We start from the raw sequence: 13,162 nt of genomic DNA on the forward strand, positions 1-13,162 counted from the left end.
TGATTAAACGAAGACTGTCTTATGCATTATTACTAAAATAATCATGTAAGGGTTTTAAATTGTCAAATGAAATTTGTAAGGGGGTTCAATTTGAATATTAGAAATTAGAGCTAAAAAGTCTGGATCTATGAGGTGTTTTTCGTGAGAAATATATTATCTGGTGATGTCGATTTTATCAAGAGATTGAATGGCTCTAATTTCTCAGGATTTGTTCATAGTGCATTTAAGCGGACCTTTAATATTCAATGTTTTGATAGCGGCGAGGTATACACGATTGCATGCAGATATATTGATAATGCGCCAAATACGTTAATTGTTGATACAGAAAATACTAGTCAATGGAACATTGAGGTAAATGACAGGGTGTTTGTGGAAGATAGAATCTTATACATTTCAAATAAACTCGCCTTAAATATAAGTCGAGTAAATATTTGGGAAAGCATACTGCCGCCGTATCCAAACAATGAAGAAATCCTCCTTCACAATGTAAGGAGGGCAAGGGAATACATTGATTGTCGAGGTAAAGGCGGGGGGATAAAAAAACACCTCATACCATTAAACCCATTTGAAGCTGAAACATGCAATATGCTAGAACAACGAACTAAATCTCTTTTATATGATTTAGCCATGAATCGAATGGACCATGCAATTAAACATGCCGTATCACTGATAGGACTTGGACCTGGTTTGACACCATCAGGGGATGATTTCTTAACAGGATTATTTACAACCCTTCAGATGGAGCACAGTCCCCTTTATGAACACAGATCTTTTTGTGAAAAAGTAACAATGAAGGCCAAACCTTTAACGAATGACATCAGCTATTCAGCTTTAAAGCAAGCATCCATTGGTAAAGTGAGAGAGTCTATCATTTCCTTGGTTAACTCCTTGTTAATTGAGAATGAGGATGACTTAATTCTCTCTTTAAATAAAGTATTAGACATCGGTTCTTCATCTGGGACAGATATAGCCTTAGGGCTTGTCTGCGGATTAGAAGCCAATATAAAAGCAGGAGGTAAACTATGTTAGTTCAAGCATTAATTAAGCCAAACACATATTTCGATTCCGTATCTTTAATGTCGCTATCAACGAAAGCAAATCAAATTGATGGTGTGGAACAGGCCATTATTGCAATGGGAACAGAAATGAATAAAGAGGTTATGAAAAATGTCGGTTTGTTGACACCTGAAGTGGAGGCAGCTGGCACAAGTGATTTAATTATTGTCGTAAAAGCTGAAACTGACGAACTTTGTGAAACCGCTTTCGCGAAAATTAATGATTTATTTATTAAAAAGGATTCGGGCAAAAAAGGGAAAAGTGATGTTAAATATTCCACGATTTCCGCTGCAGCTGAAAATAACCTAGATGCCAACTTGGCAATTATTGCTGTAAATGGGGCTTATGCAGCCAGAGAAGCAAGAAAGGCTCTTGAGAATGATTTACATGTCATGATGTTCAGCGACAATGTAAGCATCGAAGATGAAATTGAATTGAAGCATATAGCTCATGAAAAAGGTTTATTAATGATGGGCCCTGACTGTGGAACAGCGATTATTGGCAATACAGCCCTCTGTTTCGCAAATGCAGTAAGAAAAGGAAGCATCGGTATTGTTGGAGCATCTGGAACTGGCAGCCAAGAGGTAAGCGTACGTATCCACGAATTTGGCGGCGGAATTTCCCAATTGATCGGTACAGGTGGAAGAGATTTGAAAGAAGAGGTAGGAGGAATCATGATGCTTGATGGTATTCAAGCACTTGAAGACGATGAAGAAACAAAAGTAATCGTTCTTGTTTCAAAGCCGCCTGCATCTAGCGTGGAAGAGAAAGTATTAGCAAAAATTAAATTATGTAAAAAACCGGTTGTCGTTTGGTTTGTTGGCGGTGATGAAGAAAAGATTACTGCTGCGGGCGCCCATTTTGCAAAAATGTCCAAAGAAGCTGCACTTAAAGCAGTACTTTTAGCTGGTGCAGATGAAAGCAAGTTAAATAAACGAGCATTAAATATTCCGCTCATCGAAGAGGTTCGCACAAAGTTAACTGCGGAACAGAAATATATTCGTGGACTTTTCAGTGGAGGAACGTTGGCTGATGAAGCAATGCATGCGGCAATGGAGAAGTTTGACAATGTATACAGTAACATTCAAAGAAATCCAGAATTTCGTTTGAAAGATAGATTTACAAGCCAGGAGCATACATTCATCGACTTTGGCGATGATGAATACACGCAAGGTAAGCCGCACCCAATGATTGATCCGTCTACTCGTCTAGAAAGGTTTATTCAAGAAGCAAAAGATCCATCCGTTGGTGTTATCGTTATGGACTTTGTTTTAGGCTACGGTGCTCACGAAGATCCAGTCGGAGCATTCCTTCCTGCAATGATAGAAGCAAAACAACAGGCAGAACAAGAAGGAAGACATTTAGAAATCATTGGATATGTACTTGGTACAGAATTAGATCCGCAAGATTATGAAGAGCAAATTAATAAACTGTTGGCCGCTGATGTAACTCATGCAAGCAGCATGCAGAATGCAGGTTTATTGGCTCGTGAATTTGTTGTGAAGGGAGAATAGTCATGAGTAAGATTAATGAACTTTTTAAAAGCAAGCCACATGTAGTCAATGTAGGAATTGAGTCATTCAAAGAAGATTTATTACAACAAGGTGCACAAGTCATTCATATAGATTGGACACCTCCTGGAAGAGGGAATCCTGCTTTAATTGCGGCACTTGATAAACTTGAAAATCCAGCTATTATGCAAAAAATTGAAGAAGCTAATAAATTGGCAGTTGAAAGAATCATAAATTCGCAGCCAGTATTAATCGGTTATGATCAAGCGATTAACTGTGTTCCTGGTATGACAAAAACAACAATTCTTCATGCCGGACCTCCAATCACTTGGGATAAAATGAATGGTCCTATGAAGGGGGCTGTTACCGGTGCACTGATATTTGAAGGCTTGGCCAAGGATTTAGAGGAAGCAGCTGAGCTTGCTGCATCTGGTGAAATTACATTCTCACCATGTCACGAACACAACTGTGTTGGTTCTATGGCTGGCGTTACTTCTGCATCAATGTTCATGCATATCGTTGAGAACAAAACATATGGCAATATTGCCTATACAAACTTAAGTGAACAACTAGCAAAAATTCTTAGAATGGGCGCTAATGATCAGAGTGTCATCGATCGATTAATATGGATGCGCGATGTATTTGGTCCTATTTTAAGAGATGCTATGAAACTAAATTCAGATGGCATTGATTTACGTTTGATGCTTGCACAGGCTCTTCATATGGGAGATGAGTGCCACAACCGGAATGTTGCTGGAACAACCCTATTAATCCAAGCATTAGCTCCTTATATTTTGCAAACAGATTACACAATCGAGCAGAAGAAGGAAGTATTGGATTTCGTGGCAAGCAGCGACTATTTCTCCGGTCCAACCTGGATGGCAATGGCGAAATGTGCCCTAGATGCTGCCCATGGTATTGAAAATAGTACCATTGTGACAACTATGGCCCGTAACGGTGTAGAATTCGGTATCCGTGTCAGTGGAATGGCAGGAAACACATGGTTTACTGGCCCAGCACAAAAAGTAATTGGTCCAATGTTTGCAGGTTACAAGCCGGAGGATTCCGGACTTGATATCGGTGATAGTGCTATCACTGAAACATATGGATTCGGCGGATTTGCAATGGCAACTGCACCAGCAATTGTGGCATTAGTAGGTGGTACCGTGGAAGAAGCGATCGGTTTTACAACTAAAATGAAGGAAATCACCACAGAGCAAAACCCTAACGTGACAATTCCTTTACTTGATTTTATGGGTATTCCAACTGGAATTGATGTTCGAAAGGTTGTTCAAACCGGAATTATGCCAATTATTAATACTGCAATTGCCCATAAAGAGGCAGGTATAGGAATGATTGGTGCGGGGATTACTCATCCTCCAGTAGAAGCTTTTGAGAAAGCAATGTTGACCTTAAGCGAAAATATTCATTAATCCATTGCGCGTATTGGGGAAGAGAAGGGTAACTTCCCCAAATGCGTCATTGGAGCAGTGTTGGTGATATTAGAACAGGAGCGGTTAAAAATGGAGAACAGATCCTTAAATATGGAACTTATCTATGCAAGTGAACAGGGAGATGCAGAAGCTGTAGGAAGATTAATACAGGACGGCGCCAGTGTTGATTTTAAAGATGAAAATGGGCGAACAGCGTTAATGGCTGCAACTCAAAAAAATCAATCAAATGCTGTAAAACTGTTGTTAGAAGCAGGCAGTGATGTTAATACCAGAGATATTACCCAGCTAACTCCTTTCATTTGTTCTGGTGCAAATGGTTTTCATGAAATTCTTAGCCTGATGTTAAAGTATGGAGCGGACCTTGAAAGTGTCAATCGCTTTGGAGGTACAGCCCTATTACCTTCAAGTGAGAAAGGGTATTTAAAGACAGTTCAAGTATGCTTAGATGCAGGAGTTCCTGTCAATCATGTGAATAATTTAGGCTGGTCAGCACTTCTAGAATCTGTGATTTTGGGTAATGGAGGCCGATTATACTCTAACATTATAGAAGTTCTGGTGGAAGCAGGGGCAGATGTGACTTTGCCAGATCGAGACGGAAAATCATCCCTTCAGCATGCCGAAGAATTAATGCAGGATAAAGTAGTTAAAATTCTTAAAAAGGAATATCAAGAAAATAACCAAGCGATTCAAACTGCCAAAAAGCTATATAAAGAAAATAGCTTTGAAGATGCAATCCTAGTAATCAATCAAGCTCTTTCAGAGGACCCAAGTACTCTTGATTATTATTTCTACAAAGGATACAGCTTGCAAGAATTAAAGCGATACGAAGAAGCGCTGGAAGAGTTCAAGAAAGCTTTAGTAATCAACTCCAATGATCTTGATTTCTATTTCTACACCGCAAATTGCTTAAGATTAATGAACAAAACCAAGGAAGCGCTTACAGAATATGATAAAGCTTGTGAATTAAACCCTGATGAAACGTTTTATCGTTACCACAAATCTAATTATTTAAGAGAATTGGGCAGACATGAGGAAGCAGTAAGGGAAATGGATAAGCTGCTTGCAATAAAGCCACATCGCTATGATTTCTCCTTCCACAAGGCTAACAGTTTAAGATCATTAGGGAGACATATTGAAGCGATAGAAGCAATTGAAAATGCCATTAAACATGACCCATCGAACCCTTTATATCACCTTCATAAAGAGCAGTCTATTAAATTATTAAACAACTAGAAAACTGATAGGAGAGAACGCAGTGGAAAAATTAGTGATTGTCGCAATCGGAGGGAATTCATTAGTCCGCGAAAATGGACGTGATTCCGTTCAAGATCAATATGAAGCTGTTTGCGAAACGGCAGTAAATATCGCTGATATGGTTGCCGAAGGCTTAAACGTGGTTGTTACACATGGTAACGGCCCACAGGTAGGGTTCGGTCTAAGAAGATCTGAAATAGCCAATGAAGTTGCCGGAATGCCGGAAGTGCCCCTGGTCAATTGCGGTGCCGAAACTCAAGGTGGAATCGGTTATCAAGTTCAACAAGCTTTGATTAATGAATTTGCCAAAAGAGGCATTAACAAAAAAGTGGCTACTGTTATTACACAGGTTGCAGTTAGTGCAAATGACCCGAATTTTGAAAATCCAACGAAGCCTGTAGGTTCATTCTTTACTTTTGAACAAGCAGAAGAAATGAAGAAAGAACATCCGGATTGGATCTTTATTGAAGACTCCGGCCGTGGTTACAGAAGAGTGGTACCGTCACCGAAACCAATTGATATTGTAGAAAAAGACGCAATAAAAACCTTAATCGAGGCCGGTTTTGTTGTCATTGCTGTCGGCGGCGGCGGTATTCCAGTAGTTAAAGCAGCAAGCAATAAGTATGTGGGCGTTGATGCCGTTATTGATAAAGACTTTGCAACAAGCCTATTAGCTGAACAAGTTCAGGCAGATACATTGATTATTACGACAGGCGTGTCGAGAGTTTGCATTCATTTTGGCAAGCCAAATCAACAGGCGCTTGAAAATATTTCAATTGAAGAAACAAAACAGTATGTTTCAGAAGGTCACTTTCCTGAAGGCAGCATGCTTCCCAAAATTGAAGCAAGTATAAACTTTTTGGAAAAGGGAGGTTCCAGGGTCATCATCACAAACCCAGAAAGTCTAAGGGATGCGATTCAAGAAAAAGCAGGAACCCATATTGTAAAAAAAAAAGAATCTGCTGATAATTTAAAAAATGAATGATTTTTCAATATAGCTGCAATAAGAAAGAATACATTTTTAAGGAGATTTTTACATGGGAAATATAGCTTTATGGAAAAAAGGAGACTTTGCAGCTTCCTTCGGTTTGTTCGTTAATGTTTTGACCGACTTTTTGGTTATGATCTCATTATTACTTACTGTAGTTGGGATGCCAAAAGAGTTTGTTTTTAAACAAATTGTTCCCGGCTTTGGTTTTGCTGTCCTTCTATCTGGCCTTGTTTTTGCTTATTTTGCATATAAACTAGCTAAGAAAACAGGTAGAAAAGATGTTACCGCACTACCATCAGGTTCTAGTTCACCTGGTATTTTTCTTATCGTATTTGTTATTATGCTTCCTCTATATCATCAAACAAAGGATGCTGCTTTTACAACAACAGTCGGTGTGCTTTGGTGCTTCTTTGAAGCTACCATGCTAATAATAGGTGCATTCCTGGGTGATACTCTTAGAAAGTTCGTCCCAAGAACTGTATTGCTGGCAGCTTTGGCAGGTTTGGCATTTGTATTCTTGGGTATGAACCCAATGCTGCAATCGTTTGAAATGCCAGTTGTTGCATTTGTTGCAATTATCATCATCTTCATGAACTGGTTAAGTAAACATCCAATATTAAAGAAAATACCTACGGGTTTATTATTGATCGTAATTGGAACTGCAATTGCTTGGATATTTGGATATCAAAGTCCTGCTGAGGTTAGTGAAGCTCTGAAATCATTTGGCTTTAATCCTCCTATGCTGCATTTAAATGGGCTTTTCGACCATATCGACGCTGCTCTGCCATATTTATTAACTGCTGTACCTCTAGGGCTGGCAAACTACATTTTTAATCTAGAAAACGTTGAAGCTGCTGCTGTTTGTGGGGATGAATACAAGACTAGAGACGTTATGCTTACAAATGGTATTTGTTCTGCAATAGGCGGCCTTTGTGGTAACCCATTCCCAGTAACAGTATATGTAGGTCATGCAGGTTGGAAAGAAGTTGGTGCAGGTATAGGCTATTCTATTGCTAGCTCTGTTGCCATATTCATATTATCGATTTTAAGTCTAATGGGTCTGTTGCTAGCTGTTATCCCAATAGCGGCTATTGTTCCGATGCTCGTATTTATAGCGATTGTAACAGGGCATCAAGCTGTCAAAAACAGTCCGCAATTTGAAGTTCCAGTAATATTTGTATGTTTCTTCCCATGGGTGGCTACTTGGGCCCTAACGGCTGTTAATAATGCAATTTCAGCTACTGGTATGTCGGTTGGAACTGCTGCCAATCAAGTTTCTGCACATGCCCTGCATAATGCTGGACTTTTCTACGATGGCTTGGTTGCTCTAGGTAATGGTGCTCCTATTACTAGTGTTCTTTGGGGTTGTATAGCTATATTTACGATCCGTAACACGCCAATTGGGGGCATAATAGCTGCATTTATAGGGGCAGTTTTAACCTTTGTTGGTGCTATTCATACAAACACAATCGGAATTGCCCAAACAACGGCTATGCCTTTCGTTTGGGGATATCTATTAATTGCAGGATTTTTAGCATATAAACTCTATGTAAATAAGAAAGAAAACATCGGACCTGTAACAGAGTAAAAGTAAACTTGGAGGAATTAGGCAATGGATTTCATTAAAATGGCGGTAGATGCAACGATTGAAGGAATGAATAAAAAAATTGGCGGACCATTTGGTGCCACAATTGTACGCAATGGTGAAGTCATTGCCGCTGTAAGCAATACAATGATGAGAGATACAGACCCTTCTGCACATGCAGAGTTGGTTGCTGTTAGAGAAGCTTGTAAAAAATTAGGGATTTTTGATTTGTCAGATTGTGTAATGTATGCAACATGTGAGCCATGTCCGATGTGTGTATCTGTCATGATTTGGGCGGGGATTAAAAAGGTTTACTATGTTAATACGAAAGAAGATGCTGAAAAGCATGGGTTTTCAGATATGCACCTGCGCAAATATTTAAATGGTGAAGATGTTAGCGTTATAAAAATGCTTAAAGTAGAACCAAGAGAGGATTGCGATTATTTATTTGAGCATTTTCAAAAGTTAAACGAGAAGTAAAAAATTCATAAAAACGACTTTAATATTCAAATTTATGAATGTTAAAGTCGTTTTTTTTGCTCTGTTAAATGGCAATGTTGATTATCAACAACAAAGTTTAACAGAGCCTTTTTTTAGTGCTACTCTATTCCTGTAAAGTGAGTATGTAGAAATTCAATGACTTGTTTTAATGCACTTTGAACAATGGGATTGTGGAATTCTTTATCAAATACATGTTCTCCATTTGGGATTGTAATTAACTTTGCTTCGACGGACTGTTTTAAAATAGCAGCTCTCATAAAAACAGACTGCTCGAAAGGGACATCCTTATCTTTTGTACCATGTAACAAAAGTGTTGGCGGATATTCCTTCGTAACATTGTGTATGGGACAAAAAGGACGGAGTGCTTCTTTATTGAAAGCAGGATTAACACCAGTGATTTCTTCAACCCAAACGCCGTGTTGCCTTGCATACACATAGAGGAGGAATCGCTGCTCTACAGATGCCTTTGAAATTTGCTGGTCGGTAACTAGTGCATTAGCAAGGTTTCTCGGAACAAGGTCCTTTTCAAGGTAATATTTACTCGGACTTGCTGCCCAGCTGCCTAATAGATCGCCATATCCATAGAAGGAGACAATTGCACGCGGTTTATGTTTAAATGTCCCAGTAGAAAGTGCTAAAAATCCACCGGCTGAACTGCCCACTACTGCAATCCGTTTTGGATCAATAGAAAATCGCTTTGCTCCTTCTGTTTGCAGCCAATGAAGGGAGTCTTCAACATCCTCAAGGATATCTTGTAGTTTTGTCTCTGGGGCTAATCGGTAATCGATTGAAAAAAGAGATATCCCATTGTTTGTGTACAGCTTAATCATTTCTTCTGTTATTTCTTCTCTTGTTCCCCAAACGAGTCCGCCCCCATGAATATAAATAACCACTGGAGAGTTCTCAAGGCTCGTTCCATAAAAATCAGCCCTAATGGAACAATCGTCAATTTGTTTGTATATTAATGTATCCTTCATACCTATTCTCACGTCCAAGTTGAATTTTGTTTTTAATTTTAAATCCTTTTCATTAAAAATTGTATTCTCAAAAAGCAAATAATTCATCGTCCACGCGGACCAAAAAAGAAGCCTTTCATTTATACAAGTTGTACAATAGAGCTCTTTGTGTATAGTACCCAGTGCATTTGCGTTCATTTCCAACTAAGTAAGTAATAAAGCCAAAAAAAAGAATAAAATTAATCATAATCGTTGAATAGACAGGAAAAGGAGTGTAGATATGAATCCCTTTCATAAAGACCTTTCCTACAAACAATTATTATTCCCGCCATATCGCATGGAAACAGGCAGCCCTAAAGTGTAATATTTGTTCGAATGGCTGTGGGTGTTTCATTGCCGTAAAGGACGACAAAATCGTGGGTATTATGGGAAATGAAAATTATTCAATAAATAGAGGAAGACTTGGTCCAAAGGGAGAGAAACAGTGGTGGGCAAATAATAGTATTGACCGCTTAAAGTCACCATTAATTCGTCATAATGGCAGGGTTCTGTCAGCCACCTGGGAAGACGCCTACTCATTATTAATTGATAAAACTAAGGATGTTATAAAGAGGAAGGGTCCGGGGGACTTAGCGCTCTATCATACTGGCCAAGCCTATCTTGAAGAATATTATTCCATTGCAAAAATCACATGTGCTCGGCTTCGAATGCATCATGTCGATGCCAATACCAGGCAATGTACTGCAACGGCTGATTGGTCGCTAATTCAAACCTTTGGGTCGGATGGGCCTCCTGCCTGTGAAGAAGATGTCGATTTAACAGACGTCATTGTTTTTTTGGGAAGGAATTCCAATGAGACGGTAAATTCCATGCATTTGATTATGGGGAAAATAGGAAAACCAGGCTCTGGACCTTTTCAGCATGCCGGCCAGCCTAGTTCGATGTCAGAATCAACTCACTTTTCCAGCGGATTCAAATTGTCATAAATGAAATACAGACCCAAATTCACGAATTAATTAAAAAACAAGGGGATAAGAAACGACAAAAATCTCATTGGGGTATTTTATATCGGGCTTTTGATATGCTGGATGAAATAGCCGTTTTACTAACTAAAAATATAGAACATACTTTGATGGTATGTTCTATATTTATTTAGTCTATTTCATTTCGTTTAACGCCCTGTATATTTGCGTATACATACTGCCTTGAATGATATTTTCTAGAAAGAAATCACCTATAAGCTTCAAATATTCTTCATCATCAAACATCTTTTTATTTTGAAGCTCCATTTCTGCTAATCCTTCATAGGTCGATAGTAGTGCATATGTATGATCTTCTCCGGATATGGGAGTCAATATTTCAACCTTATGGTCATAATTTTCATTCCGAAATTTTTTGATTTCTTTTAAATTATCAATCCCCTCTTTAAATTTATCCTGTTTGATTTCAAACGTCTGATAAACATAAACAGACATTTTTAGCACCCCCGCAATTAAATTCCAGTTTAATGCTAATATTTGCAAATATCCCTTAAATATTCATAGGGAAAATAGATAATGACTTTTACTCCTTTTTAGTACTTTTGTCATTATTTTATTTTTGGTAAAGTGATAGAATTAAAAACTAAAGATACAAGTTTCCTTTTTTCATAGCAGTATTTTGGAATTTTATTGAAACAAAATTGAGTGTGAAAACGTCTAAGATTAAAACGACGTAAATCAGAAGGGGAAAAGCTGGGGGAAATGGAAAAATTAAAATGGGCAATTTCATTTTTATTAGGAGTCAGTTTAATAGGTTTGGCTGGCTGTTCGTTGCAAACAACAAAAGAAAAAGTAGCACATGCAACGGAAAAGCAAGTGAAGAAACTGGTTAAGAAGGATGAACCTAAAAAACAAGAGGAAGAGAAACCTGTTTTTGTTAATATTATCGACCCGAATACTAAAGCGACTATAAAAACGTTTTCTCCAAAGGATATGGGATTTAAAACCGACATTGAAAAATATAAAGCCGAAATAGCAAAAATAGCGAAGGATTTTGCAAGGGGAACAAAAGATACCCCTGGATATGATAAAAGAATGATTCTTGATAAATTGGATGCAAATGGCCAGGTGATCAAGGGGACTCCTCAAACCATTCTAGATGAGGATGAATTAACAGGAAAGATCCTCCAGCTTTCAGAAACAGGCGGCAATGTTGAAGTCCCGCTATATGTAACTGCCAGTGGTTATAAGGTGGAAGACGTATCCCATTTAGGGGAGACAGTTGTCGCTTCATATACGACCCATTTTAATAGCGGGATTGTTGGCAGGTCAAAAAACATTGCTTTATCCGCAGCTGCTATTAATAATGTAATCATCGGTGTCCAAGACAGCTTCTCTTATAATACAACCGTTGGCCCAAGTGATGCAGCCCACGGCTATCAAAAAGCACCTGAGATTCAGGATGGGAAATTAGTCGATGGCTATGGCGGCGGGATTTGTCAGACTTCTTCAACTCTGTATAATGCCATTGATCAGCTAGCTGTCAGCTATATTGAAAAGCATCATCATTCCCTTCATGTAGGATACGTTCCTGAAGGAAGGGATGCTACAGTATCCTATGGAGGTAAAGATTTTCGATTTAAAAATACCACTGGTGTTCCGATTGTCTTAAAAGCTATTGTAAGAAAAGGTTCTCTTACAATTGAAGTAAGAACTTCAAAAGAATATAAAAGTCTTATTAAGAAAGCAATTTAAATAGGAAATCCTTAGTTTTTTAACCTTTGGCCAGCATCCTTAAGATGCTGGTCTTTTTATTAAAGGAAGTAAACCCATTTATTCTTGAATATTAAACCATCATATGTCTTACTGCATATTTTGATTAATAATGGGTGAAATCGTCTATAGAAAAAATATTTTTGTGGGTGAAGGGGGAACTGTGGGATGGATCAAAGTAATTACTCCTCAATGATGCAAAACTATATTGAAGAAGCGATGAAAGTGAAAGAAAGTTTTGAGACTGCTGAGAATGGGCTTTTGGAAGAATTTGAAGTAAGAAAAATGGTTTTTGAGGATGTCAAGGTTCGCTTCCTGAAAACAGAAGAAGCATTTAAACGCGGTGAAACAACACAGGAAGTATATGATCAAGTGAAAAGGGATCTAAATCGGGTAGAAGAAACAATGAATGAATTAAATCAAAAGCTTGATGAAATCAATACGATTATGGCAAAACGACTTGAAGCCGCTCATGCAAAGCTTAATGACTTAAAAAAGCAATATGTAGATGAAATTGACCAAGAGAAGAAAAAATTAAAATATCAGTTAATGAAGGCGAAATATGATTATCTTCAAGATACAATCAAAGCCAAGAATAAATTTATTAAAGAATTAAAACATGCAAAAAAAGATTTTAATAAAACTACTAAGGAGATTCGTAAAGCATCAAAAGAAATGAGTGCAGAAGCAAATTATCTTCAGGAGATTGATCAGTATTTAGGACTTGACTCGATTATCGAACTGCAGGACGATTTTCAAGTTGTCATATCAGAAGAGATTGACGATGAAGAAACAGCTCTAACAAAAGAGGAATTGCATGATGCTTTACAACTGGGAAAGATATCGGCTAAATTAGAAAAAAAAATTAACAAAGCTATTAGGTTGGGGTTAATATAAAAAACCTTTCACAGCTCTATTTTGCAATAGAGCTGTGAAAGGTTTTTGTAAGGATTACCTCATTTCCTCCCAGTCCGTATAATTGCCGCTGCCTTGACACCCTGGACATTCAAAGGAATTAAAATATGCAAATTCATTATAAGGATAAACTGTATAGCCTCTGCCTTGGCAATCAGGACATTTGCCTTGGTCTTTCATATTTGA

The 13,162-nt window shown here is 38.0% G+C and carries 12 protein-coding genes; 10 read left to right on the forward strand and 2 right to left on the reverse strand.

The annotated features are described in order from the left end of the window. Nucleotides 1–141: 141 nt before the first annotated feature. The 7 genes from PH210_RS12610 (at nucleotide 142) to PH210_RS12640 (ending at nucleotide 8,331) form a co-directional block, all read left to right on the forward strand. Nucleotides 142–1,029: an oxamate carbamoyltransferase subunit AllH family protein gene (locus tag PH210_RS12610; protein WP_289985769.1), complete on the forward strand. Its 888-nt coding sequence runs from the start codon at nucleotides 142–144 to the stop codon at nucleotides 1,027–1,029. Then, a complete protein-coding gene (gene fdrA, locus PH210_RS12615) occupies nucleotides 1,023–2,570 on the forward strand; it encodes an acyl-CoA synthetase FdrA (protein ID WP_289985771.1) in 1,548 nt (515 codons plus the stop codon). Before PH210_RS12610 ends, fdrA begins: the two co-directional genes overlap by 7 nt. Before the next feature lie 2 nt (nucleotides 2,571–2,572). Continuing rightward, the gene (locus tag PH210_RS12620) at nucleotides 2,573–4,000 is read left to right on the forward strand and encodes a YlbE family protein (RefSeq protein WP_289985772.1); all 1,428 of its coding nucleotides are present in this window, start codon (nucleotides 2,573–2,575) and stop codon (nucleotides 3,998–4,000) included. A 90-nt stretch (nucleotides 4,001–4,090) separates the two neighbouring features. Continuing rightward, nucleotides 4,091–5,254 (forward strand): tetratricopeptide repeat protein, encoded by a 1,164-nt coding sequence (locus tag PH210_RS12625; RefSeq protein WP_289985775.1) that lies wholly within the window; start codon nucleotides 4,091–4,093, stop codon nucleotides 5,252–5,254. A 22-nt stretch (nucleotides 5,255–5,276) separates the two neighbouring features. Continuing rightward, a complete protein-coding gene (gene arcC / locus PH210_RS12630) occupies nucleotides 5,277–6,260 on the forward strand; it encodes a carbamate kinase (RefSeq protein ID WP_289985776.1) in 984 nt (327 codons plus the stop codon). Nucleotides 6,261–6,312: 52 nt separating this feature from the next. Continuing rightward, nucleotides 6,313–7,854: a xanthine permease gene (locus PH210_RS12635; protein ID WP_289985777.1), complete on the forward strand. Its 1,542-nt coding sequence runs from the start codon at nucleotides 6,313–6,315 to the stop codon at nucleotides 7,852–7,854. Nucleotides 7,855–7,878: 24 nt separating this feature from the next. Further along, nucleotides 7,879–8,331: a nucleoside deaminase gene (locus tag PH210_RS12640; protein WP_289985778.1), complete on the forward strand. Its 453-nt coding sequence runs from the start codon at nucleotides 7,879–7,881 to the stop codon at nucleotides 8,329–8,331. A 119-nt stretch (nucleotides 8,332–8,450) separates the two neighbouring features. On the opposite strand, the gene PH210_RS12645 is transcribed toward PH210_RS12640, so the two are convergent. Next, nucleotides 8,451–9,329 (reverse strand): alpha/beta hydrolase, encoded by an 879-nt coding sequence (locus tag PH210_RS12645; protein ID WP_289985780.1) that lies wholly within the window; start codon nucleotides 9,327–9,329, stop codon nucleotides 8,451–8,453. Nucleotides 9,330–9,673: 344 nt separating this feature from the next. Between PH210_RS12645 and PH210_RS12650 the strand changes: the two genes are divergently transcribed. Next, nucleotides 9,674–10,294 carry a molybdopterin-dependent oxidoreductase gene (locus PH210_RS12650; protein WP_289985877.1) on the forward strand — a complete coding sequence of 207 codons (621 nt, stop codon included), beginning with the start codon at nucleotides 9,674–9,676 and terminating at the stop codon, nucleotides 10,292–10,294. Nucleotides 10,295–10,465: 171 nt separating this feature from the next. Here the strand turns inward: PH210_RS12650 and PH210_RS12655 are convergent, their stop codons facing one another. Next, nucleotides 10,466–10,783: a hypothetical protein gene (locus PH210_RS12655; RefSeq protein ID WP_223587903.1), complete on the reverse strand. Its 318-nt coding sequence runs from the start codon at nucleotides 10,781–10,783 to the stop codon at nucleotides 10,466–10,468. A 267-nt stretch (nucleotides 10,784–11,050) separates the two neighbouring features. Between PH210_RS12655 and PH210_RS12660 the strand changes: the two genes are divergently transcribed. Continuing rightward, nucleotides 11,051–12,043 (forward strand): VanW family protein, encoded by a 993-nt coding sequence (locus PH210_RS12660; protein WP_289985784.1) that lies wholly within the window; start codon nucleotides 11,051–11,053, stop codon nucleotides 12,041–12,043. A gap of 186 nt (nucleotides 12,044–12,229) precedes the next feature. Further along, the gene (locus PH210_RS12665) at nucleotides 12,230–12,958 is read left to right on the forward strand and encodes a hypothetical protein (protein ID WP_289985786.1); all 729 of its coding nucleotides are present in this window, start codon (nucleotides 12,230–12,232) and stop codon (nucleotides 12,956–12,958) included. Nucleotides 12,959–13,162 lie beyond the last annotated feature (204 nt).

Source organism: Paenibacillus sp. BSR1-1 (assembly GCF_030403775.1).
GTDB lineage: Bacteria > Bacillota > Bacilli > Bacillales > Cytobacillaceae > Neobacillus.

What these genes read in the sequence shown, in the direction of transcription:
- PH210_RS12640 (WP_289985778.1), top strand. Translation starts at nt 7,879, where the DNA reads ATGGATTTCATTAAAATGGCGGTAGATGCAACGATTGAAGGAATGAAT.
- PH210_RS12645 (WP_289985780.1), bottom strand. Translation starts at nt 9,329, where the DNA reads ATGAAGGATACATTAATATACAAACAAATTGACGATTGTTCCATTAGG.
- PH210_RS12665 (WP_289985786.1), top strand. Translation starts at nt 12,230, where the DNA reads ATGGATCAAAGTAATTACTCCTCAATGATGCAAAACTATATTGAAGAA.
- PH210_RS12620 (WP_289985772.1), top strand. Translation starts at nt 2,573, where the DNA reads ATGAGTAAGATTAATGAACTTTTTAAAAGCAAGCCACATGTAGTCAAT.
- PH210_RS12625 (WP_289985775.1), top strand. Translation starts at nt 4,091, where the DNA reads ATGGAGAACAGATCCTTAAATATGGAACTTATCTATGCAAGTGAACAG.
- fdrA (WP_289985771.1), top strand. Translation starts at nt 1,023, where the DNA reads ATGTTAGTTCAAGCATTAATTAAGCCAAACACATATTTCGATTCCGTA.
- PH210_RS12635 (WP_289985777.1), top strand. Translation starts at nt 6,313, where the DNA reads ATGGGAAATATAGCTTTATGGAAAAAAGGAGACTTTGCAGCTTCCTTC.
- PH210_RS12660 (WP_289985784.1), top strand. Translation starts at nt 11,051, where the DNA reads ATGGAAAAATTAAAATGGGCAATTTCATTTTTATTAGGAGTCAGTTTA.
- PH210_RS12655 (WP_223587903.1), bottom strand. Translation starts at nt 10,783, where the DNA reads ATGTCTGTTTATGTTTATCAGACGTTTGAAATCAAACAGGATAAATTT.